24 protein-coding genes are annotated in these 25,674 nt (G+C 70.4%); 7 read left to right on the forward strand and 17 right to left on the reverse strand.

Going from position 1 to position 25,674, the window contains the following annotated elements:
* Positions 1 to 115 precede the first annotated feature (115 nt).
* A complete protein-coding gene (locus ACFO0C_RS39215) occupies positions 116 to 253 on the forward strand; it encodes a hypothetical protein (RefSeq protein WP_378071870.1) in 138 nt (45 codons plus the stop codon).
* Between the two features lie 2,299 nt (positions 254 to 2,552).
* Here the strand turns inward: ACFO0C_RS39215 and ACFO0C_RS39220 are convergent.
* From ACFO0C_RS39220 to ACFO0C_RS39245, 6 genes are all read right to left on the reverse strand, one after another.
* The gene (locus ACFO0C_RS39220; RefSeq protein WP_378071871.1) at positions 2,553 to 3,923 is read right to left on the reverse strand and encodes a cellulase family glycosylhydrolase; all 1,371 of its coding nucleotides are present in this window, start codon (positions 3,921 to 3,923) and stop codon (positions 2,553 to 2,555) included.
* A gap of 132 nt (positions 3,924 to 4,055) precedes the next feature.
* Positions 4,056 to 5,108, reverse strand: coding sequence for a GGDEF domain-containing protein (locus ACFO0C_RS39225; RefSeq protein ID WP_378071872.1), 1,053 nt, complete (start codon positions 5,106 to 5,108; stop codon positions 4,056 to 4,058).
* Positions 5,109 to 5,146: 38 nt separating this feature from the next.
* The gene (locus tag ACFO0C_RS39230) at positions 5,147 to 6,169 is read right to left on the reverse strand and encodes a diguanylate cyclase (RefSeq protein WP_378071873.1); all 1,023 of its coding nucleotides are present in this window, start codon (positions 6,167 to 6,169) and stop codon (positions 5,147 to 5,149) included.
* A 92-nt stretch (positions 6,170 to 6,261) separates the two neighbouring features.
* Entirely contained in the window at positions 6,262 to 7,821 is a 1,560-nt protein-coding gene (locus ACFO0C_RS39235) for a methyl-accepting chemotaxis protein (RefSeq protein WP_378071874.1), read from the reverse strand.
* Between the two features lie 68 nt (positions 7,822 to 7,889).
* A complete protein-coding gene (locus ACFO0C_RS39240; protein WP_378071875.1) occupies positions 7,890 to 8,240 on the reverse strand; it encodes a UBP-type zinc finger domain-containing protein in 351 nt (116 codons plus the stop codon).
* A gap of 12 nt (positions 8,241 to 8,252) precedes the next feature.
* Positions 8,253 to 8,624, reverse strand: a complete 372-nt coding sequence (locus ACFO0C_RS39245) for a winged helix-turn-helix transcriptional regulator (RefSeq protein ID WP_378071876.1) — start codon at positions 8,622 to 8,624, stop codon at positions 8,253 to 8,255.
* 164 nt (positions 8,625 to 8,788) lie between these two features.
* Between ACFO0C_RS39245 and ACFO0C_RS39250 the strand changes: the two genes are divergently transcribed.
* The gene (locus tag ACFO0C_RS39250) at positions 8,789 to 9,643 is read left to right on the forward strand and encodes an SDR family oxidoreductase (RefSeq protein ID WP_378071877.1); all 855 of its coding nucleotides are present in this window, start codon (positions 8,789 to 8,791) and stop codon (positions 9,641 to 9,643) included.
* A 121-nt stretch (positions 9,644 to 9,764) separates the two neighbouring features.
* Here the strand turns inward: ACFO0C_RS39250 and ACFO0C_RS39255 are convergent, their stop codons facing one another.
* Entirely contained in the window at positions 9,765 to 10,226 is a 462-nt protein-coding gene (locus ACFO0C_RS39255) for an aminoacyl-tRNA deacylase (RefSeq protein WP_378071878.1), read from the reverse strand.
* A gap of 16 nt (positions 10,227 to 10,242) precedes the next feature.
* Between ACFO0C_RS39255 and ACFO0C_RS39260 the strand changes: the two genes are divergently transcribed.
* Positions 10,243 to 10,617 carry a DUF427 domain-containing protein gene (locus tag ACFO0C_RS39260; RefSeq protein WP_378071879.1) on the forward strand — a complete coding sequence of 125 codons (375 nt, stop codon included), beginning with the start codon at positions 10,243 to 10,245 and terminating at the stop codon, positions 10,615 to 10,617.
* Here ACFO0C_RS39260 and ACFO0C_RS39265 read toward each other — a convergent pair.
* Positions 10,566 to 11,585 carry a TIGR03617 family F420-dependent LLM class oxidoreductase gene (locus tag ACFO0C_RS39265; RefSeq protein ID WP_378071880.1) on the reverse strand — a complete coding sequence of 340 codons (1,020 nt, stop codon included), beginning with the start codon at positions 11,583 to 11,585 and terminating at the stop codon, positions 10,566 to 10,568. The genes ACFO0C_RS39260 and ACFO0C_RS39265 overlap by 52 nt on opposite strands.
* 60 nt (positions 11,586 to 11,645) lie before the next feature.
* Between ACFO0C_RS39265 and ACFO0C_RS39270 the strand changes: the two genes are divergently transcribed.
* Complete coding sequence (locus ACFO0C_RS39270) at positions 11,646 to 12,461, forward strand: MerR family transcriptional regulator (RefSeq protein WP_378071881.1); 816 nt, start codon at positions 11,646 to 11,648, stop codon at positions 12,459 to 12,461.
* On the opposite strand, the gene ACFO0C_RS39275 is transcribed toward ACFO0C_RS39270, so the two are convergent.
* From ACFO0C_RS39275 to ACFO0C_RS39295, 5 genes are all read right to left on the reverse strand, one after another.
* Positions 12,448 to 13,446, reverse strand: a complete 999-nt coding sequence (locus ACFO0C_RS39275; protein ID WP_378071882.1) for a P1 family peptidase — start codon at positions 13,444 to 13,446, stop codon at positions 12,448 to 12,450. The two genes, ACFO0C_RS39270 and ACFO0C_RS39275, sit on opposite strands and share 14 nt — an antisense overlap.
* A gap of 33 nt (positions 13,447 to 13,479) precedes the next feature.
* Positions 13,480 to 15,069, reverse strand: coding sequence for a methyl-accepting chemotaxis protein (locus tag ACFO0C_RS39280; RefSeq protein WP_378071883.1), 1,590 nt, complete (start codon positions 15,067 to 15,069; stop codon positions 13,480 to 13,482).
* A gap of 93 nt (positions 15,070 to 15,162) precedes the next feature.
* Entirely contained in the window at positions 15,163 to 15,348 is a 186-nt protein-coding gene (locus ACFO0C_RS39285; protein ID WP_378071884.1) for a hypothetical protein, read from the reverse strand.
* Positions 15,349 to 15,559: 211 nt separating this feature from the next.
* Positions 15,560 to 16,051: an Hsp20/alpha crystallin family protein gene (locus ACFO0C_RS39290; RefSeq protein WP_378071885.1), complete on the reverse strand. Its 492-nt coding sequence runs from the start codon at positions 16,049 to 16,051 to the stop codon at positions 15,560 to 15,562.
* 455 nt (positions 16,052 to 16,506) lie between these two features.
* Positions 16,507 to 17,418, reverse strand: coding sequence for a formylglycine-generating enzyme family protein (locus ACFO0C_RS39295; RefSeq protein WP_378071886.1), 912 nt, complete (start codon positions 17,416 to 17,418; stop codon positions 16,507 to 16,509).
* Positions 17,419 to 17,484: 66 nt separating this feature from the next.
* Between ACFO0C_RS39295 and ACFO0C_RS39300 the strand changes: the two genes are divergently transcribed.
* Complete coding sequence (locus ACFO0C_RS39300; RefSeq protein WP_378071887.1) at positions 17,485 to 18,366, forward strand: LLM class F420-dependent oxidoreductase; 882 nt, start codon at positions 17,485 to 17,487, stop codon at positions 18,364 to 18,366.
* Between the two features lie 38 nt (positions 18,367 to 18,404).
* Here the strand turns inward: ACFO0C_RS39300 and ACFO0C_RS39305 are convergent, their stop codons facing one another.
* Positions 18,405 to 18,557 (reverse strand): hypothetical protein, encoded by a 153-nt coding sequence (locus ACFO0C_RS39305; protein ID WP_378071888.1) that lies wholly within the window; start codon positions 18,555 to 18,557, stop codon positions 18,405 to 18,407.
* A 383-nt stretch (positions 18,558 to 18,940) separates the two neighbouring features.
* Between ACFO0C_RS39305 and ACFO0C_RS39310 the strand changes: the two genes are divergently transcribed.
* Positions 18,941 to 19,978: a LacI family DNA-binding transcriptional regulator gene (locus ACFO0C_RS39310; RefSeq protein WP_378071889.1), complete on the forward strand. Its 1,038-nt coding sequence runs from the start codon at positions 18,941 to 18,943 to the stop codon at positions 19,976 to 19,978.
* Here ACFO0C_RS39310 and ACFO0C_RS39315 read toward each other — a convergent pair.
* The 3 genes from ACFO0C_RS39315 to ACFO0C_RS39325 are packed head-to-tail and all read right to left on the reverse strand — an operon-like array spanning position 19,943 to position 23,083.
* Entirely contained in the window at positions 19,943 to 20,842 is a 900-nt protein-coding gene (locus tag ACFO0C_RS39315) for a carbohydrate ABC transporter permease (RefSeq protein ID WP_378071890.1), read from the reverse strand. The two genes, ACFO0C_RS39310 and ACFO0C_RS39315, sit on opposite strands and share 36 nt — an antisense overlap.
* A 1-nt stretch (position 20,843) precedes the next feature.
* A complete protein-coding gene (locus ACFO0C_RS39320; protein ID WP_378071891.1) occupies positions 20,844 to 21,770 on the reverse strand; it encodes a carbohydrate ABC transporter permease in 927 nt (308 codons plus the stop codon).
* A complete protein-coding gene (locus ACFO0C_RS39325; protein ID WP_378071892.1) occupies positions 21,767 to 23,083 on the reverse strand; it encodes a substrate-binding domain-containing protein in 1,317 nt (438 codons plus the stop codon). Before ACFO0C_RS39325 ends, ACFO0C_RS39320 begins: the two co-directional genes overlap by 4 nt.
* A gap of 236 nt (positions 23,084 to 23,319) precedes the next feature.
* On the opposite strand from ACFO0C_RS39325, the gene ACFO0C_RS39330 reads away from it, so the two are divergent.
* Positions 23,320 to 25,668: a glycoside hydrolase family 3 N-terminal domain-containing protein gene (locus ACFO0C_RS39330; RefSeq protein ID WP_378071893.1), complete on the forward strand. Its 2,349-nt coding sequence runs from the start codon at positions 23,320 to 23,322 to the stop codon at positions 25,666 to 25,668.
* The last annotated feature ends 6 nt before the right edge of the window (positions 25,669 to 25,674 follow it).

The raw sequence follows: 25,674 nt of genomic DNA on the forward strand, positions 1-25,674 counted from the left end.
CCCAACACGGTGACCGGCCCCGGCACCGTGACCGACCCAGCACCCTGACCGACCCCAACACGGTGACCGGCCCCGGCACCGTGACCGACCCAGCACCCTGACCGACCCCAACACGGTGACCGACCCCAACACGGTGACCGACCCCGGCACCGTGACCGATTTCAGCACGGTGACCGGCCTCGGCACGGTGACCACGATCAACTCCGGCGTGGCAACCAAGGACAGTGAAGTGACCAGGGCACCGGCGCCATAACCAGGGCAGGCGCAGGACCCCCTGCCGCGTCGGCAAGACACCCGGCGCCGATGTATCGGCTCGGGACGCGGCGGCCACGGTTCGTACCCCAACCGGTATCCACCCTGACGCGCCGCTCCGGACCGAGGCGGTATCGAGGCAAATCGCCGTGGCCCGTGAGGCGACGCCAGACACCGGAGCAGCACCCGAGACCGGCGCGGCGACTGAAGCCGATGCGGCCACCGCCGCCATCTTTGAGGCGAAAACCGAGCCTGACGCCGCAACCGAAACTGGCCCGACAACCGAAACGGACCCGACGACCGGGGCTGGCACAGTGACCAGGCCTGACGCCGCAACCAGAGCTCGTCCGGCAAACAGAGCTGACGCCGCAACCGAACCTGGCACAGCAGCCAACACTGGTGCGACGGCCAAGGCTGGCGCAGCAACCAAGGCTGGCGCGGCGACCAAGGCTGGTGCGACGACCAAGGCTGGCGCGGCGCCCAAGGCTGGCGCGGCCGCCGAGACTGCCGGGGCGGAACGGGACGCTCCGACGACTGCCGCCAGCTCGGGCTCGCCGACCGAGCTCGAGACCGCGGCGGTGACGGCAGCCGATGCAAGGGGCGACACTGACGTGCAAGAGGGAGATGGAGGGGGAGGCACGGCGGGAGTCTGTCGCGAAGGCTGAACTACAGACGGCGGCTCGGGCACGACTGGGCTCTCTCGCGCGCTTTCAGCAGCCATCGCGGACCGACTTTGATGAAGGCGGCGAAGCTTGTCGGCATGTCTGCGCTGCAAGCCCCAATAGCGACGCTGTTCATGCTCACGGCGGAACACTTCACGCTCGGCGGAATAGTTACGAGACGCAGTCCGATCGCGCATCGAAGCAATCTCCGACCTGCTGAACAACGACGTCTGACCCATGCAAGAATTCTCCCTCATCCGAATCTCTAACTGTAAGTTCTCGATCATGCCAACCTTTTCCACAATCCACATGGCAGCTTTTCCACAATCGAGGGCGGCCGCCTCGTCCGGCAGGATTGCCGGAAAAGATGAAAGGGACCACATCGCGAGCTGAATTCGAAGAACGAGACCACGCGAACATCTGGTCCGCGGAAAGCCCAAAGACCGAAGCACCGCGCATCCGAGCAAGCACCCAAACCGCATGAGGACAGACGGCGAAGCAGGACGAACCAACCCAGACAAAGAGCCAGAAGCCGAGAATCCGGGCAAAACACTAGATCCTGGAATCCCGGATTAAGACGATCTCGCAGAACACCCGAACCGCAAAGAAGGTCCGGAGAACAGCAAGGCCGCGCAAGCACCCAGCCGCGGGAGAAGGCCGGTAAGGCGACGCGCCAACGCAAGGACCCAGAGCGCAGGAAGTCCGAAGGACGACAAAACCACGCAAAGCCTGAATCGCGAGAAGCCAGCAGGACGACGCCGTGACGGGTCGGCAAGCCCTCAACACAACAGCGCGACCGCGCGGCGAGACAGCGACATGGCAGGACTGCGACGCGGTAATTCCGCAACACGGCGGAACGAGCGAGGCGGCACGGCAGCACGCCGAGGCGGCCGGAAGCAAGGGCGAGGCGGAACGAAGGAGGCGGCACAGGCAAGGCGGCAGGGCAGCACACCGTAGCGGGGAGACAGCGAGACAGCGAGGCAGCAATGCCGCAAGGCAGCAACGCGGCGAGTCGGCGAGTCGGCGAGTCGGCGAGGCAGCACGCCGCAAGGCAGCACGCCGCAAGGCAGCACGCCGCAAGGCAGCAACGCCACAAGGCAGCACGCCGCAAGGCAGCGAGGCAGCGAGGCGGCGAGGCGGCGAGGCGGCAAGGCGGCGAGGCGGCAAGGCGGCAAGGCGGCAAGGCGGCGAGGCGGCAAGGCGGCGAGGCGGCGAGGCGGCAAGGCGGCGAGGCGGCAAGGCGGCGAGGCGAGAACCCTGAGCCGAAAGTCCGCAAGACGGTGGGATCGTGGAAGAGGGAGCGCCGGACCCGCAAGAAGGCCGCAGCCGAAGGAAGTTAGGCCGCCGCCGCGCCCGGACCCATACTTCCAGGCGCGGCGACGATGACCCCGCCAGAGAACCGGCGGGGACGACTACCCCGCCGGCGATACGACGGAGGCGGTGGACGCCCGCCCGCCTCCGACCCACCCCACGTGGGGGCGGCGAGCGAGCATCCGACCGGGCTGGAACCATGGTGCAGGGGATGAATTGACAGGGGCAGGGATCACGCCGGGGCGGGCGCGTGTGCCACATCCTGCCATGGGAGCGCTCCCAAAGCAACCGGCCCGGCCGGGAGAACGACCGGCCGGGCCGGAAGGATCAGCTTGCGGTGCAGGTCAGGGTGGGCACACTGTTGGATCCGGTCCACGAGCCGAGGAACCCGAAGTTGGTGCTCGCCCCCGCGGCCAGGCTGCCGTTCCAGGAGGCGTTGCGGGCGGTCACCGTGGTTCCGCTGCTGGTGACCGTCGCTCCCCAGGCGTTGGCGACCGTCTGGCCGTTGGCGTACGTCCAGCTCACCGTCCATCCCTTGATCGCCGCGCTGCCCGCGGTGACCTTGACGTCGCCCTGGAATCCGCCCGGCCAGCTGCCGGTGATCGCATAGGTCGCGGTGCAGGCCCCGGTGGGCGTGGACGGCGACGGAGACGGGGACGACGGCGAGGGTGAAGGGGACGACGGAGAGGGCGACGACGGCGTGGGCGAGCTGGGCTGGACGCCGCCGAAGATGGTGGCCTCCTTGCTGGTGGCCTTGAGCCCGTTGGCGCCGTTGACGATCCGCTGGCCCCAGGTCGTCAGGGAAGCGGCGTTGAAACTGTTCGTCATGTCGAGGATCGGGTCGGTGTTGCCGGCCCACGACCACCCGAGGTATCCGATGCCGCGGGCCTGCGCCTCGGCCATCAGTGTGGCGTCGTCGACCTCTCCGGAGGCGAACTGCCAGCCGAACTCGCCGATCACCAGCGGCCAGTTGTTGTTCTGGAACACGTCGAGGTAGTTGCGGATCGACGCGGCGGTGTTGAACACGGCGTACATGTGGATGGAGAGCACCGTGTTGTCCAGGGTGTCGGCGTCCAGGACCGTCTGTGCGTTGTCGCGCATGACGTACTGCCAGTCCTGGCCCCAGTTCGGCGCGTCGATCATGAGGAGGTGCTCGAAGCCGTTGGTGCGCATCTTCTGGATGGCGGCGGTGGTGGCGGCGGTCCACTGGCCGGGGTTGGTGTTGCCGATCGGCTCGTTGCCGATGTTGATGACGACGTAGTTCTCCTGGCCGACGAGCACGCTCTTGAGCCCGACCCAGTAGTTCACGGCCTGGTCCAGGGTGTAGGCGGCGCCGTCCTCCCCGTACCCCGTGGTGTCGTGGTTCTCCAGGACGCAGATGAGCTTGTTGGCCTTGCACAGGTTGATCACGTTGGTGACGTCGGCGGCGCTGTTGGCCGTCCAGCGGCCGCCGCTGAGCACGACCCGGACCGTGTTGGCTCCGGCCGCCTTCATGTCGGCGAACGAGCCGGTCTGCCCGGCGTACCAGGTGTGCATGTGGTTGATGCCACGCATGATGAAAGTGCTGCCGTTGGCCTCGACGATGTTGCGGCCACTGACGTGCAGGCCGGTGGCGGCGTAGGCGGGCTGCACGAACGTCAGCACTGATGCGGTGAGGGTGGCGAGGACGGCGGCGATCGTGGCCAGTCTTCTCTTCATGACCTGCCTCTTGAGGGGGATTGGTACGGCGTCCGAACGAACGCCCCGCCCCGGGCAGTCCCCTGTCACGTCGTTTACCGACGTGTTAACGGCACGCTACCCGCCGCCGCCGCGCATCGCAATGGATCGATCTCATGCGGCGCGCCGGGCCTGCTTCTCCCGGTACATCCCCGCGTCCGCCTCGGCGGTGAGCGTGTCGAGCCCGGCCTCACCACCGGCCGCCCGCAGCGCCACGCCGATGCTGACCCCGACCGTGACGACGATGCCGTCGCCGAGGTCGGCGGGCCGGCGGATCGCCTCGCGGACCCGGTCACAGGTGGCGGCGACGGCGCCCGCCCCGGCGCCGGGCAGCAGGATCAGGAACTCGTCGCCACCGAGCCGGCCGGCCACCGTGCCGGGACCGCCCGCCTCGGTGAGACGGACGGCGACCTCGTGCAGCAGCCGGTCGCCGGCGGCGTGCCCGTGGGTGTCGTTCACCTGTTTGAACCCGTTGAGGTCGAGCAGCAGCACGCCGAGCGCCCCACCGGTGAGCCGGGCCGCGTACTCGTCGAGGTGGGCCCGGTTCGGCAGGCCGGTGAGCCCGTCGTGGGTGGCCTGGTGCTGGAGTGCCCGCCGGGTCTCCTGGAGGGCGGTGAGCTGCCGGGCGAAGGCGGTCGACTGGGCTCCGGCGATGATCGCGGTCATCGCGCTGATGCCGAGCACGAACGCGGTGTCCGGCGAGTCCGGCACGAGCAGGACGAAGGCGGCCGAGGTCGCGACGAAGGCCAGCAGGGCGCCGGCCAGCTGGTGGCGGATCGCGGCGATGGAGATGCACAGGCCGAGCAGCGGCCAGGTGGTCTGTTCGAAATCGCGTTCCGACACGGTCACGAACACGATGATCGTGATCGTGTCGAGGACCACCTGGACGGCGCTGAGCAGCGGGTACCAGGACGACCCGGCTCGTCTGCGGGCGAGGAGGGCCAGGAGGTTCGAGGCGGACATCAGCCCGAGCCCGAGCTGGCAGGCGTACATCATGTCGTCGCTGAGCACCCGGGGAGCCAGGTCCGTCACGCCGCCCATGTAGACCGCGGTGAGGACCAGCCCGAGACTCCGGGAGATCAGCTGGGCGCCCTCGACGGCTCGTCGGCGTGACCGCAACGAGTCGTCGACCGGGGGCGCGGCCCGCCTGCCGGTGACCTTGCGCATGCGCCTCTCATCGGCAGTGGGCGGCCCGACCTGCGCACTCAGGCAGCGACGGTCCGGCCTCGTTTGTCGCGGTACATGCCCGCGTCGGCCTCGGCGGTCAGCGCGTCGAGGCCGGCGTCGTCTCCGGCCGGCCGCAGCGCCACCCCGGCGCTGACCCCGACCGTGACCGTACGCCCCTCCCCGATGTCGATCGGCAGCCGGATGGCCTCGCGGACCCGGTCGGCCATCCGTGCGGCGACGGCGCCGTCGGCCTCCGGCAGCAGGACCAGGAATTCGTCGCCGCCGAGCCGCCCGGCCAGCCCGTCCGCCCCGAGTGCCGCGGTCAGCCGGACGCCGACCTCGTGCAGCAGCCGGTCGCCGGCGGCGTGCCCGTGGGTGTCGTTCACCTGCTTGAACCCGTTGAGGTCGAGCAGCAGCACCCCGAGGGGCCGGCCGGCGCGCTCGTCGGCGTAGGCGGCCAGGTGGGCCCGGTTCGGCAGGCCGGTGAGCCCGTCGTGGGTGGCCTGGTGCTGGAGTGCCCGGCGGGTCTCGTTGAGCGCTTCGAGGTGGCGGTCCAGCGACGACGACTGGGTGCCGGTGATCACCGCGATCAGGAAGCCGACGCCCAGCAGGAAGGACAGTTCGGCGAAGCCGGGCACGAGCAGGGCGAAGCCGAGCGAGGTGGCGCCGTAGACGACCATGGCGCCGAGCAGCTGATGGCGCAGCGCGGCGACCACGATCGCGAGGGAGAGCAGCGGCCAGGTGGTGGTGTCGGTGTCGCGGGAGGAGAGCACGACGATGCCGAGAATGGTGGCGGTGTCGAGCAGCACCTGCAGGGCGCTGCACCGGATGTACCAGGCCGAACCGGGCCGCCGGCGGCCGAGGAACGACAGCACGTTGGAGAGTGTCATCGCGACGACACCGGCCCAGCAGACGGCCCGCATGTCGGCGGTGGGTACCAGGGCCGCGCCGGCCCCGATTCCGGCGGCGGCGAGGGCCGTGGAGACGATCCCGAAGCTGCGCGACACCAGGGCCGCGGTCTCGATGGTGCGTCTGCGCTTGAGCAGCGCGTCGTCGTCCACGTGCATGAGCATCTGATCGGCAGCCGGACAGGGCCCGTGAGGGAACGTGGAAAAGGGGGCCCCGACAGCGGGCCCCCTTCTCGGTCGAAAGGTCAGAACTTGAAGGCGCCGACCAGGGTGCGGAGTTCGTCGGCGGTACGCGACACCGCCGCACTCGCCTCCCGGGTCTGGGTGACGCCGCCGACGGTGGCCGCGCTGGCCGAGGAGACGTCGCTGATGTTGGAGGCGATCCGGCTGGAACCGGCCGCGACCTCGGCGATGCTGCGGCTCATCTCACCGGTGGTGGCGGTCTGCTCCTCCACCGCCGAGGCGATGGTGGTCTGGAAGTCGTTGATCTGGGCGATGACCTCGGAGATCCGGTTGATGACCTCGACCGCGCCGCCGGTGTCCTGCTGGATGGCGTTGACCCGGGTGTGGATGTCCTCGGTGGCGCGGGCGGTCTCCTGGGCGAGGTCCTTGACCTCGGAGGCGACCACGGCGAAGCCCTTGCCGGCGTCGCCGGCGCGGGCCGCCTCGATGGTGGCGTTCAGGGCCAGCAGGTTGGTCTGCTCGGCGATCGAGGTGATCAGCTTGATCACGTTGCCGATCTCGGCCGACGACTCGCCGAGCTGGCGGATGGTGTCGGTGGCGCGGGCGGCCTCGGTCACCGCGACCGACGCGATCTGGGCGGCCTCGCTGGTGTTGCGGGAGATCTCCCGGATCGACAGGCCCATCTCCTCGGAACCGGCGGCGACGGTCTGCACGTTGCGGGAGATCTCGTCGGCCTCGGTGGCGGCGGAAGTGCTCTGCCGGTCGGTGTTGTCGACGGCGTCGGCGATCTGCGCGGAGACGCCGGCGAGCTGGTTCGACGCGGTGGCGAGCTTGTCGGCGTCACCGGCGATGGTCTGCATCGAGGCGCGCAGCTTGTCGAGGGAGCGGTCCAGACCGGCGGCCATGGTACCGAGCTCGTCGCGGCTGGTGATGCCGCTGCGGACGGTGAGGTCACCCTTGTCGAGGGCGTCGATGACCAGGCCGAGCTGCCGGATCGGGCCGAGGATGGACCGGACCATCGGGATGGACATGCCGATCAGTGCGGACAGACCGAGCGCGGCGACGAGGATCGCCATGTTGCGGGTCCCGGAGACGGCCGTGTCCATGTCGGCCTTCTCCTGGGCGATCGCGGCCTCCACCTTCTCGGTGAGGGCGTCGAGCTGATCGTCGGTCTTGTTGTTGGCCTCGGGGATCTCGTCGATCCGGCCGAGCACCGACTTGGCGTTGGTGACACCGGCGTTGACGAACTCGGTGATGAAGACGTTGAACGCGTCGAAGTCCGGGCGGTAGCCCTTGAACTCCTGCAACATGGCGGAGGGAAGACCGCACGCCTCGACCTTGTCGGCTGCGGCGGTCGACGAGTCCACGTCGTCGATCACGTCCTGGCTGACGTCCTGGCCGAGCGCGGAGCGGTAGGCGTCCACCTTCAGCTCGCTCTGCCGGTTGTTCAGGTGGTTGATCGCCGCCAGGCAGGCCTCCAGGCTGCGCATCTGCTCGGCCTGATCGGTCAGGGTCGACTGGCTGGTGAGCGTGATCGCGGCCAGGCCGCCGAGCGCGACGGCTCCGGTGGCGACGATCACCCCCAGCCGCTTAGCCGTACCGATGTTCTGAATCGCCCGCATCTGCCCTCCTTAGCATCCGACGCACACACCATCGGATGTGGCGGCGTTCACCTGAGGAAAGGCAAAGGTCATCGGTGCAGCTTGCGGGTCCAGTCAGACGGGACGGAACCGGCCGGACCGGGCGCGGGCTGGTCGTCGGGACGGCTGCCCGGCGGGGCCAGTTCAGGCCCGGAGAGGCCCTGCCCCGTCCGATAATCCCAGAACCAGTCCTCGCCCGGCTCGAAGGACTGGATCACCGGGTGCCCGGTGTCGCGCCAGTGCGCCGTGGCGTGCTGCGAGGGCGAGCTGTCACAGCAGCCGACATGGCCGCACTCGGCACATCGGCGCAGGTGGAACCACCAGCCGCCGGCGCCGAGACACTCGGCGCAGCCGGTGCCGGAGGGAGGGACGTCGGTGCGGATCGGTGCGTCGCTGGTCACGGCGAAAACCTATCAATGGGTACGGTCGTACGCCGCCTGCGCCACGGCGATCTGCCCGAACTCGCCCTCGACGAGCTCGATCAGCTCGACGAACTTGGCCGCGACCTTCTCCCCGAGGGGAGTCAAGCTGTACTCCACCCGGGGCGGGATGGTGGCCTGCACCTCGCGGACGACCAGGCCGTCGCGCTCGAGTGCCTGCAGCGTCTGGGCCAGCATCTTCTCACTCACGCCGTCGACCCGGCGGCGCAGCGCGTTGAACCGGAACGCCCCGTCGTGCAGCGCCGCGAGGGCGAGGCCACCCCAGCGGCCGGTCACGTCGGCGAGCACGCCCCGGGAGGCGCAGTCCCGCGCGAACACGCTGGGAATCAGCTCGTCGTCGTCCACGCCGCAGACGATACCAGCACTGTCGAGAGGTTTGCACTTTCGAAAAGTTAGTGCCATTGTTCTGGTCACCGCACCGAGCGGGCCGACCGGACGTCAGCACTGTTATGGCACGTCGATAACAGTGCTGACGTCCGGCCGGGAAGTTTCTTCAACAGGGAGTCGACATGACCATCGCCGTCACCGGAGCCACCGGACAGCTGGGCCGCCTCGTCGTCGAGGCGCTGATCGCCCGCGGCGCCACGCCCGGCGAGATCGTCGCCGTCGTCCGCGACACCGCCAAGGCGGGCGGCCTGCTGGCGCTCGGCGTGCAGGTGCGCGAGGGCGACTACGATCGCCCGGAGACCCTGACCACCGCGTTCGACGGGGTCGACCGGCTGCTGCTCGTCTCGGGCAACGCGGTCGGCCAGCGGATCCCGCAGCACACCGCGGTGATCGACGCCGCCAAGCAGGCCGGTGTCGGCTTCCTGGCCTACACCAGCATCCTGCGTGCCGACACCAGCCCGGTCGGCCTCGCGCCCGAGCACCTGGCCACCGAAGAGCTGATCAAGAGCAGCGGGATCCCGTACGCCTTCCTGCGCAACGGCTGGTACATCGAGAACTACGCCGCCTCGTTCGGGCCGGCGATCGCCCAGGGCGCGCTGTACGGCAGCGCCGGTGACGGCCGGATCGCCGCCGCCACCCGCGCCGACTTCGCCGAGGCGGCCGCGGTCGTCCTGCTCAGCGGTGAGGCGGGCGTCTACGAGCTGGCCGGCGACGAGCCGTTCACCCTCGCCGGGCTGGCCGCCGCGGTGGCCGAGGCCTCCGGCTCCCCGGTCGTCTACACCGACCTGCCGGCCGAGCAGTACCAGGCCGCCCTGGCCGGCGCCGGGGTGCCCGAGCAGTTCGCCGCACTGCTCGCCGACACCGACGTCAAGATCCGCGACGGGCACCTGGACGACGACACGAAGACCCTGTCCGGCCTGATCGGCCGCCCGACCACCCCGCTGGCCGACGCGGTGGCGGCGAGCCTCAAGAGCTGAGCCGACCCGGGAGCCGCGAGCCTCAAAAGCTGAGCCGACCCGGCAGCCGCGAGCCTCAAAAGCTGAGCCGACCCGGCAGCCGCGAGCCTCAAAAGCTGAGCCGACCCGGCAGCCGCGAGCCTCAGGAACTGAGTTCGGTCACATCCGCGAAGGAACCGCCGAGGGCCTCGACCGCGGCGTCGGCGGCCACCCGGAGGCCGACGCCGCGTTCGCCCGCGCCGAGACCGACGATGCGGCCGCGGGTGCTCTCGTCGGCGATCACCGGCCACGGCCGCCGGGAGCCGAACGGGGTGATGGTCCCCCGCTCGTACCCGGTGGCCTCCTTGGCGGTCGCCGCGTCCGGCATCGACAGCCGGCTCACCCCGAGCAGCGCGCGCAGCTTGGGCCAGGAGATCGACCGGTCGCCGGGCACCAGCACGAACAGGTAGTCGTCGTCGCCCCGCCGCACCACCAGCGTCTTGACCAGGTCACGCACCTCGATCCGCTGGGCGGCGGCGGCCTCGGCGACACTGCTGACCGGCCCGTGCCGGATCACGTCGTACTCGATCCCGGCGGCGGACACGGCCTCCACGGCACTCGACAACGTTAGGCTCCTTCACATGTCCAAGCCTCGTCTGCAACCAGGCCCGGATCATCCGATCACGATCACGCCGACCGGCTCAAGGGTGACGGTCACCGTCGGCGGGCAGGTCGTCGCCGACACCGCCGACGCGCTCACGCTGCAGGAGGCGAGCTATCCGCCGGTGCAGTACGTCCCGCTCGCCGACGTCGACCCGGCACTGATCTCGCCGACCGATCACCGGACCTACTGTCCCTACAAGGGCGACGCCAGTTACTGGTCGCTGCCGGGCGCGGAGAACGCGGTGTGGGGCTACCAGGACCCCCACGACGCGGTCGCCGCGATCAAGGGCCACGTCGCCTTCTACCCGGACAAAGCGGAGGTCCGGATCGCCGACCGCACCGCGGCCAGTTGATACCGGTCCGCCTCATAGGGCGTGTAGAGCGAGATCCGATCAATCGTGGATCCGAATCGATCGCCCAGCCGCGCGGCCACCGACGCCGGATCGCCACCGACGGCGAACGCGTCGAGCACGTCGTCGGTGACCGCGCCGGCCATCTCGTCCCACGATTGCCGGCGCGACATCACGTTGAGCCGGTCGGCCAGCTCGCCCCACCCGTGCATCTCCATCACCGGCCGGTAGGCGGGCGTCGACGCGTAGAAGGCGATCTGCCCGCGCACCGCCCGCTCCGCCTTCGCCCGGCCGGCCTCGTCGGCACCGAGCACCACGAAGGCACTCATCTCCAGAGCGAAGGAATCGAGCGAGCCGCCGCGCGCCGCCCGCACCGTCGGCACGATCCGCTCGGCGAGGTAGGCGGTGCTGGTCAGGGGGTGCACGAGCAGGCCGTCGGCGACCCGGCCGGCGGTCGCGAGCATCCGGTCACCCACTGCGGCGAGCTGGATCCGCGGATTGCCGAACGGGTTGGGCCCCGGATCGAAGAACGGGGTCATCAGCGTGTGCTGGTAGAAGGAGCCGCGGAAGGCCAGCCGCTCCCCCGTCGCCCAGGCGTGCCAGACGGCCCGGACGGCGGCCACGAACTCCTCCATCCGCGCGGCCGGGCGGCTCCACGGCATCGCGAACCGCCGCTCGATGTGCGGCTTGACCTGCGAGCCCAGCCCGAGCCGGAAACGGCCCTCGGAGATCAGCTGCAGGTCGTTGGCGAGGACCGCGACCGTCATCGGGTTGCGGGCGAACGCCACCGCGATCGTCGACTGCAGCGACAGGGTCCCGGTGGCCCGGGCCACCAGCGCCAGGGTGGTGAAGACGTCGTGCCTGGTCTCGGCCGCGTTGAAACCGTCGTACCCGACCTGCTCGGCGGAGACCGCGGCCGTCTCGGCCTCGGCCGGGGAGGCCGCGACCGGCGCGGCGTAGTCAACCAGCATCCACCACGAATACCAGATCTTGACTCTCACACTGTGTGAGGCAGTCAACTCGGAGCCATCATGTTCACCATCGGAGACTTCGCCCGGCACGGACGTGTGTCGATCCGGATGCTGCGCCACTACGACGCCACCGGGCTGCTGCGGCCGGCCCACGTCGATCCGGCCAGCGGTTACCGGCACTACACGGCCGCGCAGCTGGCCCGGCTCAACCGGATCATCGCGCTCAAGGATCTCGGGTTCACGCTGCACCAGGTGCACGAGATCATCGACGGGACGCTCAGTGCCGACGAGCTGCGTGGCATGCTGCGGCTGCGCCGGGCCGAGCTGGAGGAGACCGTGGCCGCGTCGAACGCGCGCCTGGTCCAGGTCGAGGCGCGTCTCCGGGCCATCGAGAGGGAGGGCCACATGCCCAGCGACGACGTGGTGATCAAGCGGATCCCGCCGGTCCGGGTGGCCGAGCTGACCGCTGTCGCCGACGGCTACGAGCCGGAGCACATCAGCCCGGTGATCAATCCGCTCTACGACGAGCTGTTCCGGCGGCTGGACGCGGCCGGGGTGCGGCCGGCCGGGCCCGGCGTCGCCTACTACGAGGACGCCACCGACGGCCGGATCACCGTGCATGCCGCGATCCAGGTCTCCGCCGGTCCGGGTTCGGGCGATTTCGTGGTACGGGACCTGCCGCTGATCGTGGAGGCCGCGACGATCGTGCACCGCGGCCCGATGGACGCGGTGGTGCCGACCGCGCAGGTCCTCGCCGCGTGGATCGACGCGAACGGTTACCGGGCCGACGGCTACGCCCGGGAGATCAACCTGGAGTGCCCGGAGAACCGTGACGACTGGGTGACCGAGCTCCAGGTGGCCGTCAAGCGGGCCTGACCACGGCGTCGCGGATCGCGGCCGCCATCACCTCGGTGGCGGCCGCGCGCAGCAGGTCCAGGTCGGCGCCGTCGACCTCGCCGGTGGCCAACGCGACCACGGCGTCGCCGTCGTAGCGGGAGTGCGCCGGGTGCAGGGCGCGGGCGAAGCCGGTGTGGCCGCTCTGGGCGAGCAGGTGACAGTCGGTCTTGCTCAGCTTCGCGTCGGTGAGCAGGACGGCGATCGTGGTGTTCGTCATCGGCCGGCCGAACGGCACCTCCGGCCGCCGCGGCCCGGGCCCCACGTGGTCGCCGTCGGTCACGACGCCCCGGCCGTCGATCAGGTGACCCCGGGCGTCGAGCACGTCGCCCCCGGCGTCGATCACGAGGCCCCGGGCGTCGATCACGTGGCCCCGGGCGTCGATCACGTTGCCTCGGGCGTTGATCACGTTGCCTCGGGAGTCGAGCACGTCGCCCCAGGCGTTGACCACGGCGACCGCCTCGATCGTGGCCGGTCCGGCCCGCCCGGTGGCCCGGCCCAGCCCGCCCGGTTCCAGGGCGCCACGCCACTTGCCCGTCGTGGCCCCGGTGGCGGCTCCGGCCGTACCGCTGAGGAAGGGTTGTCCGGTGAGGGCCGCGAGGGCCGCGGCGCGCCCGGCGCCGGGACCCGGTGGATCGGCCGCGACCGAGGCATCGAAGATCGACATGCCGACGACGATCGGGACCGGGCCGAAGGGTGTCGGGAAGCCGCGGCCGCGTTCGCGCAGCAGGGTCGCGACGCCGTCGCCGGCCGCCAGGCCGAACGCCGACCCGCCGGACAGCACCACCGCGTCGACCTGCTCGACCAGGCGGCCCGGCTCGAGCAGGGCGAACTCGCGGGTCGCCGGGGCGCCGCCGCGGACCTCGCCGGAGCCGACGGTGCCGGGCGGCGGAAGGATCACCGTGACGCCGGTACCGTCCCCGGTCCAGTGCCCGGCCCAGGCCGAGAGCAGCTGTGGTCGGATCATCACCCGACCGTACCGCCCACACCCGGCCGGCCTTCAGTACCGGAAGTTGCCGACCAGGGCGGTGAGCTCGGCCGACATCCGGCTGAGTTCGGCGGTGGTCTGCTGGGACCGGACCACGCCGTCACTGGTGGACCGGGCCGCCTCGGCGACCCCGGTGATGTTCTCGGCGATCTCGCCGGTGCCGGTCGCCGCCTCGCCGACACTGCGGTTCATCTCCGCGGTCGTGGCGGTCTGCTCCTCCACCGCGGACGCGATGGTCGTCTGGAAGTCGCTGATCCGCGCGATCACCCGGCTGATCTCCTCGATCGCCTGCACCGCACCCTGGGTGTCGGCCTGGATCGCCTCCACCCGCCGGGAGATGTCCTCGGTGGCCCGGGCGGTCTCCTGTGCCAGGTCCTTCACCTCGCTGGCCACCACCGCGAACCCCTTGCCGGCCTCGCCCGCACGGGCCGCCTCGATCGTCGCGTTCAGGGCGAGCAGGTTGGTCTGCTCGGCGATCGAGGTGATCGTCTTGATCACGTCGCCGATCTCGGCCGACGAGACGCCGAGCTGGTTCATGGTGGCCGAGGTCCGCGACGCGAGTCCCACGGCCGAACCCGCGACCTGGGCGGCCTCGGTGGCGTTCTGCGAGATCTCCCGGATCGACGCGCCCATCTCCTCGCTGCCGGCCGACACCGTGTCGACGCTGCGGGAGATCTCCTCGGCCGCCGCCGACACCGCTTGCGCCCGGCTGGTGGTCCGCTCGGCGGAACCGGCGATCTCATCGGCTACCGCGCCGACCCGGTCGGCGGCACCGGCCAGGGCCACCGCCGACCCGCTGATGGTGGCGACGGTGTGGCGCAGGTTGCCGACCGCGGTGTCCAGGGCCCGGCCCATCCGGCCCGGCTCGTCGTCGCCGGTCAGCCCGGTCCGGCCGGTGAGATCGCCCTCGGCCAGGGCCTCACAGACCCGCTGGACCCGGCCGAGCGCACCCACGATCGAGCGGATCACCAGCACGCCGATGATGATGGCGAGCACATTGCCGAGGATCGACACGGCCAAAATGAGGGACCGGTTGTTCCGGTATGCGTGGTCGGCCTGGGCGGCGAACGCGGCCGCGGAGGCGGACTCCGCCGCCGAGAGGTCGGTGAAGTCCTGCTTCACGGCGTTGATGAGCGGGAGCGTCTCCCTCTCCCGCACGGTGACGTAGGCGTCGTAGTCCTTGTTCCCGGCGTTGGCGATCTGCTTGCTGGTGAGCACGTCGGCGTACTTCTGCCAGTTCTCGGACAGCGACGCGATGATCGCGGCGGGGGCCGCCGGATCGGTGTCCTGGAAGGCGTCGAAGGCGGTGTCGAACGCCGTGAGCCCGTCGCGGACCGCCTTCTCGTACTTCGTGTCGTCGGTCGCGGTCCGGGAGATAAGCAGGTTAGACAGGTCGACGCGGGTCTGGATGCTGATCGCCTGCAGCTGGCTGAGAGCCGCCTCGCTGGCCAGGGAGCTGTGGTAAAGCGTGTCGGCGGCGGCAGCGGCGCGGCTCAGCGCCCGGTTCGCGAGGATTCCGGTGATCAGCGAGACCAGCAGGCCGATCACGATCACGGCGGCGATCTTGTGCCGCACGCCCAGGTTCCGAGTCGTGGCGGTCATGTCTGCCACGGTACGAGCGGCAGGCGGCATGAGCCGGTCAGCTACCCGGAATTTACGGACATATACTACCTTTCATGACCCGGCGGTGCCGCCTCAGCGGCGGATCGACGCCAGAGCCAGGCCCGCGAGGCTGCAGCACGCGGTCAGCCAGGTGACCGCCAGCAGCGACGACATCAGCGTGGCCGGGATCCCGGTCGGCGAAGTGTTAAGGACCGCCAGGGCGGCGCCGATGAAGACGATCGCGGCGACGGCTGCCACCTGGAGGTACGAGCGAGGCACAACAGGCTCCCGGGGGATGTGACTGGCGGGGAGCCGCAACCCTCCCCCACCGCACCGCCCGCCGGCAACGCCCCGGGCGGCTGTTTTTCCGGCCGTCCGTCGTGCGCTAGGAGCCGGCCGGGTGGCTGCTTTCCCGGCCGTCCGCCGTGCGGTAGGAGCCGGGCCGGCTGTCCGCCGGCCCGGCTGGTTGATCAGCGACGGGCCGAGGGGATCAGCCGGCCTGCGACTTCGCCGGAGCGGGGTCCCCCTCGATGGTGGCGGGCCGGTCGGAGGCGGCGAGTGCCGGCGCGTGGCCGGTCGCGATCGCGATGCGCCGGGGCTTGGCTGCCTCGGCGACCGGAATGGTCACGGTGAGCACGCCGTCCTGCCAGGTCGCGTCGACCCGGTCCAGGTCCAGGCCGTCGCCGAGGGTGAGTCGCCGCTCGAAGGCACCCGTCACGCGCTCGCGGCGCAGCCACTGCACGTCGGCGTCGGTCCGGGCGGACCGCTCGGCCCGGATCGTGAGCACGCGTCCGTCGACGTCCACGCTGACCGAGCCCGGGTCGATTCCGGCAAGGTCGCAGTGCAGCACGAAGTGGTCACCGGAGCGATACAGATCCATCGGCATCGCCGCGGCCGCGGGACCACCCGCGATGGCCGGGACACCGAGCATGCGATCGGCCAGACGGTCGAACTCGCGGAAAGGATCGAAAGTCAGCACCACGATCAACCTCCTCGAAGCGGCCACCGGACGGTCCGGCGGCGCGTGGCGCTCGGCTGACAACTCTCGCCGAGGTCGGTGGTCATCTTTCTCTGACCAGCACCGACAAGACATTTTTTAGCACTTGTCGGCCCCGAGTGCCAACCGTTCGGCCATGATTTTTCTGAGCCACCACCGCGGGTGCACGGGACTCCGGAGATGTGACAGCTCCTGGTCGGGATGCAGGCCGAGCCGGACCAGGGCGTCCGCCCGGACCTCCCAGTAGGTCTCGCACCACCAGCGGCCGGTCGTGTCGTCACGGCCGCACATGGTGCCGCCGCGGACCTCACCGGGCGCGAACGGCTCCCAGTCGATGCCGCGCTCGGCCAGTCAACGGCCGAACGGCGGGAGACCGCGGGCGGACCCGTCGTTCCGGTACCAGTGCACACGCACCCATCCGTTCATGCGGCCCCTCCCGTTCACGCGGCCACGGTACGGAAGCCCATGTTGCCCGTCGACGAATTTACGGTGTTCGAGGAGCGGGCCGCGTTGCGGTAGCGGTTGCAGTACGAGTCGTGGCAGAGGTAGGAGCCGCCCCGGATCACGCGGGCGTCACCCGACTCCGGGCCACGCGGGTCGTCCACCGGCGACTGTGCGTAGTAGACCGGGGAGAACCAGTCGGCGCACCACTCCCACACGTTGCCGACCGGCTGCCACAGGCCGTACGCGTTGGGCTGGAACGACCGCACCGGGGCGGTGGTGACGAACCCGTCCTCCGCGGTGTTGTGCAGCGGGAAGCCGCCCTGCCAGATGTTGACGGCGTGCCCCTCGGCGGGCAGGTCGTCACCCCACGGGTAGCGCCGCGACGGCAGACCGCCCCGGGCCGCGCACTCCCACTGCGCCTCCGACGGCAGCCGGCGGCCCGCCCAGTCGCAGTAGGCCCGCGCGTCGTCCCAGCTCACGTGCACCACCGGGTGGTCGTCGAGCGCGGTGTCGGAGGGGCCGCCGGGATGGGCCCAGTCGGCGCCCTCGACACCGAGCCACCACGGGGTGCCGTGCATCCGGCCGGCCACCCGGTCCGGGTCGGTGAGGGCCAGGTGGAAGACGGCGGACCAGCCGTACCGCTCCGCGTCGGTTCGGAAGCCGGTGGCCCGGGTGAACGCGCGGAAATCGGCGACCGTCACCGAGGTGGCGTCGATGGTGAAGGCGGGCAGGCGCACCTCGTGGACGGGTTGTTCGCCGTCCGGGCGTACCCCGTCGTCGTGGGCGTCCCCCATCGCGAAGCTCTGCGCCGGCACGCAGACCTGCTCGATCGCATGCGTCCCGGCGCCGGGAACCGGCGCGGCGGCCGCGGCGGCCGCCCGGCCGGACGAGGGAGTGCAACAGCTCATAGCCGATAGGATAGGTATGGATGGTCATCACGGGCGGTGCGGGTCACCCGGCGGTAGGTTGATCTCATGAGCATTGGTTTCGGGGTTTTCGTGCCACAGGGGTGGCGGATGGACCTGGTCGAGATCGCCGACCCGGTCGAGCAGTACGAGGCGATGACGGCGGTGGCCAAGGTGGCCGACGCCGGACCCTGGGACAGCATCTGGGTCTACGACCATTTCCATACGGTGCCCGAGCCGACGATGAACACCACGTTCGAGGCCTGGACGGTCACGTCCACGCTGGCCCGCGACACCAGCCGGGTCAACATCGGCCAGATGGTCGGCTGCAACGGCTACCGGCACCCGGCCCTCTACGCCAAGATCGCCTCGACGGTCGACGTGGCCAGCCACGGCCGCCTCTACGCGGGTCTCGGCGCCGGGTGGTACGAACACGAGTGGAAGGCCTACGGCTACGAGTGGGCCGACGTCCCGGAGCGGATGGCCGCGTTCCGTGAGGCCGTCGAGATCGTGCACCGGATGTGGACCGAGGACGAGCCGGTCTTCACCGGCAAGCACTACCGGATCGACAAGCCGATCAACGAGCCGAAGGGTGTGCGCAAGCCGCACCCGTCGTTCTGGCTCGGCGGCGGCGGCGAGAAGGTGACGCTCAAGCTGGTCGCGCAGTACGCCGACGGCGCCAACTTCGGCAACGGCGACCCGGAGATCTTCCGGCAGAAGGCGGCGGTCCTGCGGGCCCACTGCGACAGGCTGGAGCGCGACTACGACCGGATCACCAAGTCGACCGGTTACTCCGTCGACCTGAGCCTCTCCAGCGCACAGCACATCGCCAAGCTGGAGCAGCTCGCCGCGGCCGGCGCCGACTACGTGATCACCTACTTCCCGCGGGTCGCCTACGACCACGAGCCGCTGCTGCGGTTCGCCGAAGAGGTGGTCCCGCAGTTCTCCTGAGATGACGGGCCGGCCGGCGGGTCGGACCGGCCCACCGCTCAGCCCAGGCGCTCCAGGGCCTTGCCGGCCGGTTCTTTCGCCTCGTCGACGTTGATGATGCCGCCACCTCCGGCCGGCAGCAGGACCCCTTGGCCACGCTGGTCTCCAGGAGCAGCTCCCAGCCGCCCGGCAGGCTCTCCGGCCGGCCCCACCGGCACTCCCCGGGGCCACCGGCGTTCGCGCTCCGCGGCTTGCCGCGCGCGCCGACGTCGGTGGCCTTGCTGACCTCGGCGCAGGTGGGCAGTCCGCAGGGCCGGCCGGGCGGGACCTTCCCGGCGTCCGAGCCGCGGCCGCGCGAGGGCGGTGAGCAGGATCCCGCGATGATCAAGGATGCCGATCTCCTGCCGCCCAGCCCGGCCCGCCAGGGCCACCCCGCCCGGCCGCCGTGCCGGAAATGAGTGTTTCGCGAAGCGGAACGGAAGTGGGAGCGGTCCCACCCCGACCAGGGATTTCTCGTACGGTCGGGGCATGGCAGAATTCCGATGCCGGATTCCGAAAGTTCCAGCCGAGATGGGCCGGCGTAAGGAGCAGCCCCGTGGCCACTGGCAGGGGAAGGGTGACGATCGCCGCGATCGCGGAGGCGGCCGGTGTTTCCGTGCCGACCGTGTCTCGCGTGCTCAATGGTCGCTCCGACGTGTCACCGGGCACCCGCGAGCTGATCGAGCGGCTGCTGCGAGAGCACGACTACCGTCCTCGCAACTCTCGGCATTCCGGGCGTGCCCGACTTGTCGACCTGGTCTTCAACGACCTGGACAGCCCGTGGGCGCTGGAGCTGGTGCGCGGCGTCGAGGACGTGACGCATGCGGCCGGCGTCGGCACCGTGGTCTCCCAGGTCCATCGGCGCAGCACCGCGACCCGGCAGTGGTTGCAGAACCTGCGGGCCCGCGCCTCCGACGGCGTCATCTTCGTGACCTCCGACGTGGCCGAGCCGGTGCACAGCGAGCTGCATCGTCTCAAGGTGCCCGTGGTGATCATCGACCCGGCCGGCGGGGTGGCCTCCGACGTGCCGACGATCGGGGCGACCAACTGGTCCGGCGGGCGCACCGCCACCGATCACCTGCTGTCGCTGGGCCACCGGCGGATCGGTTTCGTGGCCGGCCCGCGCAACCTGCTGTGCAGCCGGGCCCGGCTCGACGGTTACCGGGCGGCGATGGAGGCGGCCGGCGTGCGGGTCGACGAGGAGCTGATCACCACCGGCGACTTCCGGCACGAGGCCGGTTTCCTGGCCGGCAACCGGCTGCTCGACCTGCCCGAGCGGCCGACCGCGGTCTTCGCGTCCAGCGACCTGATGGCTCTGGGCGTGTGCGAGGCCGCCCGGCGGCGCGGCCTTCGGGTGCCCGACCAGCTGAGCGTCGTCGGTTTCGACGACCTGCCGGAGTCGCGGTGGTCGTCGCCGCCGCTGACCACGGTCCGTCAGCCGCTGGCCGAGATGGGCGGGCTCGCCGCGCGGACCGTGTTGCGGCTGTCGCGCGGCGAGTCCATCGAGACTCCCCGGGTGGAGCTGGCGACCAAGCTCATGGTGCGGGAGAGCACCAGGTCACTTGCTGAATCCGGCGGTCAGCCCGCTGAGTAGCTGACGTCGCCCGATCACGTAGAGGGTGAGGATCGGCACGGTCGTCAGCACGACGGCGGCCAGCACGGCGGGGATGTTGACGCTGAACTGGCCCTGGAACTCCCAGAGGGCGAGCGGCAGGGTCCGGTTCTCCGGGCTCTGGGTGAGGATCAGCGGGAGCACGAAGCCGTTCCACACGGTCAGTCCCTGGTAGATGGTGACGGTCACCAGGGCCGGCCGGGTGAGCGGGAAGGCGAGCCGCCACAGGGTGCCCCACTCGGTGGCGCCGTCCATCCGCATCGACTCGAAGAGCTCCTTCGGCACGTCGCGGATGAAGTTCCCCAGCACCAGCACGCTCAGCGGGATGGCGAACGCCAGCGAGGGCATGATGATCGCGCCGAGGGTGTCGTACATCTGGATCCTGATGATGATCAGGTAGATCGGGATGATGACCGCCTGCAGCGGGATCGCCAGACCCATCAGGAACAGGCCGTTGACCATCCGCAGGAACCGGCTGCCGGCGCCGCCGCGGATGATCGCGTACGCCGCCATGAACGACACGATCACCGCCGGGCCGACCGCGCCGACCGTGACGATGACGCTGTTCATGAAGTACCGGACGAAGTCGTTCTCCAGGACGAACCGGTAGTTCTCCAGCGTCGGGTCGGACGGCGGGGCGAGCGGGTTGGTGTCGTAGTAGTCGTTCTGCAGCTTGAGGCTGGTGATGACGATCCAGTAGATCGGGATCACCACGATCGCCAGCCAGAGCCATCCGGCCAGGCCACCGGCGAAGTTCCAGTGCAGCGGGCTGAACCGGCGACGGCGTTTCACCGGCGGCTTCCGCAAGGCCGGCGAAGGGGTACGGCTGTCGAGCATCGTCGCCATGTCAGGCTCCTTCCAGCTGGCTGTCGGCCTGGTCACGCCCGCCGAGCCGGCGCAGTCCCAGCGCCAGGAGCAGGCCGCACAGCACCAGGATGACGGCGATCGCGCTGGCCGGGCCCATCAGGTTGGCCTTGAATCCGCGCTGGTACATGTCGACGGCCAGGGCCGAGGTGGCGTCGCCGGGGCCGCCGGCGGTGAGCACCCAGATCAGGTCGAAGAAGGTCAGCGACCCGACCACCATCAGCGTCGACGAGGTGATGACCGTGTACTTCAGCTGCGGCAGCGTGATGTTGAAGAACTGACGGACCCGGCCGGCGCCGTCGATCTGGGCCGCCTCGTACATCGACGCCGGGATCTGCCGCACCCCGCCCTGGTAGATCAGCGAGTGGAACGGGATGAACTGCCAGGACACCACGAACACCACGACGCCGATGGCCAGGGTGCCGTCGCCGAGCCAGTCCTGCTGCAGGAACTCGAAGCCGAGCCCGGCACCGAGCCCGAAGTTCGGGTCGAGCAGCGCCTTGTAGGTGATCGAGATGGCGGCCTGGCTGAGCAGCAGCGGGATGAAGTAGAGCACCGCCAGCACCGCGCGGTAGCGGTGCTGGGCGGCGAGGAACACCCCGAGCAGGATCGAGATCGGGGTCTGCACGAGCCAGGAGAACGCCATGATCAGGAAGGTGACCCAGAGCGCGTGCGGCAGGTCCGGGTCGGCGAGCACGGTCCGCCAGCTGTCCAGGCCGGAGAACGGGATCTCGGTGGTCTGGCCGCTCCACGAGCTGAAACTGAGCACCAGGACGCCGAGCAGCGGGATCACCCCGAAGAGGGTGAAGGCGATCAGGGCGGGCCAGGCCATCCAGGAGACGGACCCGCTCCCCCCGGCGTTGTTGCTGCCGGGGGGAGCGGTCCGCACCACAGGCGGAGCGACGGTCATTTCCCGATGACCGCGTTCATGTTGTCGGCGAACTGCTGCGGACCGATCGACTGGGTGAACAGCTTCGAGATGTTGTCCAGCAGGGTCTCCGCCGCGGTCGGGCTGAGTGCCTGGTCCCACGACTGGGCGAACACCTTGGCGTTGCTGGCCACGCCGTAGACGAACTTGAGGAAGTCGGCGTCCGGAGAGGCGGCGAGCTTGGCGTCGGAGCCCTTGACGATGGGCACGCCGCCGGTCCCGATCCAGTCGGACTGCTCGGTGTCGTCGAGCATGCTGGCGAAGAACTTCTTGGCGATCTCCTTCTGCTCGGCGGAGGCCTTGGCGGAGATCGACAGGAACTGGCCGGCGTTGCCGACGGTGTCCTCGGGGTTGCCCTTGCCGCCGTCGACACCGGGGAAGTTCATGTAGCCGAGCTTGCCGTCCTTGATGAACGAGCCGCCCTGGGCCTGGATGATGCCGTAGGACCAGCTGCCGTGCAGCATCATGGCCGCCTTGCCCTTGTAGAGCAGGGCCTGGTCGGCGTTGGAGTCGGCGGTGATCGAGGCGAAGCCCTTGACGAAGCCCTCCGCCTTGATCAGGTCCTGGATCTTGGTGAGCGCGTCGATCGCGGCCGGGTTGCTCCAGGCGTTCGCCTTGCCGTCGAAGACGTCACCGAAGACCGACTGGCCGCCGATCCGGTCGAAGAGGAACTCCAGCCACATCATGTTGGTCCAGCGGGACTGACCACCGAGGGAGAACGGCGCGATGCCCTTGGCGTTGAACTTCGGCACCAGGTCCATGATCTCGCCCCACGACTGCGGCGGGGTGAGCCCGGCGTTGGCGAAGACCTCTTTGTTGTAGAAGAGCACGATCGGCTGCACCGTCTCGGCCGGCATCGCGTAGATCTTGCCGTTGATCGTGGCCGGGCCGAAGGAGGACGGGAAGAGCCGGTCCTTGACCGCCGCATTCTGCCCGAACCAGTCGGTCAGGTCGTCGACCTGGCCGGCGTCGACGTAGCTCTTCAGGCCGCCACCACCCCAGCCCCAGATGATCGTCGGCGGCTGGCCGGCGCCGAGCGCGGTCTTCAGCTTGTCCTTGTATGCATCGTTCTGGAACGTATTGATCTTGATCTGGCCGTTGGGGTTGGCCTTGTTGAACCGGTCGACGGCCCCGGTGCGGACCGGCTCACCGGGCGGGCCGCTGAGGAACCAGTAGGAGGCCTCGCCGGCCTTGGCGGTGTCACCGCCGCCGGCCGGGCCGGACGTGCCACAGGCCGCGAGCGTCGCTCCGGCGCCGAGGCCGGCGGAGAGGGTCAAGAAATTCCTGCGCTTCACGCTGATCTCCGTTGTCAGAAGCAGATTAAGAGCGGTAGCCGCTGCCGGAAGTTTCGAGTGACAGCCGCAAATTAACGCGAGGTTTCGTTAACGTAGGGTTTCGCCGTTACGAGTGTCAAGGCTCTTGCTCTAACCGTGCCCGGAGCGCGAGAGTTAGCAACGCCGGTGGGCGCGTCACCGTCCGCCGCAGCCCACCGGCCCGCCGTTGGACGGCACCGAAAGTTTCGGAGGTTTCGTTGACAACACATCCCTGGCAGGATCCGGCGCTGCCGGTTCCCGAGCGCGTCGAGGCCCTCCTCGCCGCGATGACGCTCGAGGAGAAGGTGGCCCAGCTCGGCAGCCGGTGGATCGGCAAGGACAAGGGCGCCACCGGTCCAGCCGGCCCCGAGCCGGAGTCGGAGCACTCGGTCGCCCCGATGGAGAGCGAGTTCAGCGGGGGCCCCGCGCTGGAGGACGCCAGCCGGCACGGTCTCGGCCAGCTCACCCGGATCTACGGCAGCTACCCGATCACCGTCTCCGAGGGCGCCGCCGAGCTGGTGCGCCAGCAGCGCATCGTGATGGCCTCGTCCCGGCTGGGCATCCCGGCGATGGTGCACGAGGAGTGCCTGACCGGGTTCACCATGCACGGCGCCTCGGTCTACCCGGCCGCGATCGCCTGGGGCGCCACGTTCGACCCGGAGCTGATCGAGCGGATGGCCGCCGCGATCGGCCGGGACATGGCGGCCCTCGGCGTGCACCAGGCGCTGGCCCCGGTCCTCGACGTGGTCCGCGACTACCGGTGGGGCCGGGTGGAGGAGTCCATCGGTGAGGACCCCTACCTGGTCGCGTCCGTCGGCTCGGCGTATGTGCGGGGGCTGCAGAGCTCCGGGGTGATCGCCACGCTCAAGCACTTCGCCGGTTACTCCGCCTCTCGCGGCGCCCGCAACCACGGCCCGGTGCCGATGGGCCGCCGCGAGCTGCTCGACATGATCCTGCCACCGTTCGAGGCCGCCGTCCGGGACGGCGCCGGATCGGTGATGAACTCCTACTCCGACGTCGACGGGGTGCCGGCCGGCGCCGACTCCTGGCTGCTCACCGACCTGTTGCGCGGCGAGTGGGGCTTCACCGGCACGGTGGTGTCGGACTACTGGGCGGTGCCGTTCCTGGCGAGCATGCACGGCATCGCCGGCGACGACGGCGACGCCGGGGCCCGCGCGCTGGAGGCCGGCATCGACGTGGAGCTGCCCGACACCATCGGGTACGGCGCGGAGCTGGCCGACCGGGTCCGGTCCGGCGAGGTCGACGAGTCGTTCGTGGACCGCGCGGCCCGCCGGGTGCTCACCCAGAAGGCGGCCGCCGGGCTGCTCGATCCGGAGTGGACCCCGGAAGGCTCGGTGGCCACGGCCGCCGAGGTCACGCTGGACTCCGCGGCCAACCGGGAGCTGGCCCGCGAGGTCGCCGAGCGCTCGATCGTGCTCCTCGACCCGGGTGAGGTGCTGCCGCTGTCCGGCACGGGGCGGATAGCGGTGGTCGGCCCCTGCGCCGACGACGCGCGCACCTTCCTGGGCTGCTACGCCTTCGCCAACCACGTGCTTCCCCGCTATCCGGGCGTCGACCCGGAGATCGCGCTGCCCACGGCGGCCGAGTCCCTGCGGGCCGAGTTCGCGGGGGCCGAGATCGCGTACGCCCCGGGGTGCGCCGTCGACGGCGACGACCGCTCCGGATTCGCCGAGGCGGTGGCCGCCGCCCGGGACGCCGACGTGTGCCTGGCGTTCGTCGGTGACCTGGCCGGCCTGTTCGGCAAGGGCACCTCGGGCGAGGGCTGCGACGCCGCCGACCTGCGCCTGCCGGGCGTCCAGGCGGATCTCGTCGAAGCGCTTCTCGGCACCGGCACTCCGGTGGTGGTGGTCGTGGTGTCCGGCCGGCCGTACGCGCTGGGCGACTTCGAGGGCCGGGCCGCCGCCCTGGTGCAGGCGTTCATGCCGGGCGAGGAGGGCGGCCCGGCCATCGCCGGTGTGCTCTCCGGCCGGGTGCAGCCCAGCGGCAAGCTGCCGGTGCAGATCCCGCGCACCCCGGGCGGCCAGCCCGGCACCTATCTGCAGCCCCGGCTCGGCGCGGTGCACACCGGCACCAGCAACCTGGACCCGGCGCCGCTGTTCGCGTTCGGGCACGGCCGGTCCTACACCTCGTTCAGCGTCGGCGACCTGCGTCTGTCCGCGAGCCGGGTGCCGACCGACGGCGCGTTCACCGCCACCGTGCGGGTCCGCAACACCGGCGACCGGGCCGGGACGGAGGTGGTGCAGCTCTACCTGACCGACCCGGTCGCCCAGGTCACCCGTCCGGTGGTTCAGCTCGCCGGTTTCCAGCGGGTGGAGCTGGCCGCCGGTGCCGCGGCGGAGGTGGTCTTCCACGTGCACACCGACCGTACGGCATTCACCGGCCGCGACTTGAAACGTATCGTCGAGCCCGGTGAGCTGCGGGTTCTCGCCGGCACGTCGGCCGGTGACCTGCCCTGCGAGGCGACGGTCGAGCTGACCGGGCCGATCCGCCCAGCCGGGCCCGGACGGGTCATCACCACGCCGGTGGAGGTGCGACCGGAACACTAGGCTGAA

Source organism: Actinoplanes subglobosus (genome assembly GCF_042650585.1).
GTDB classification, from domain to species: domain Bacteria; phylum Actinomycetota; class Actinomycetes; order Mycobacteriales; family Micromonosporaceae; genus Actinoplanes; species Actinoplanes subglobosus.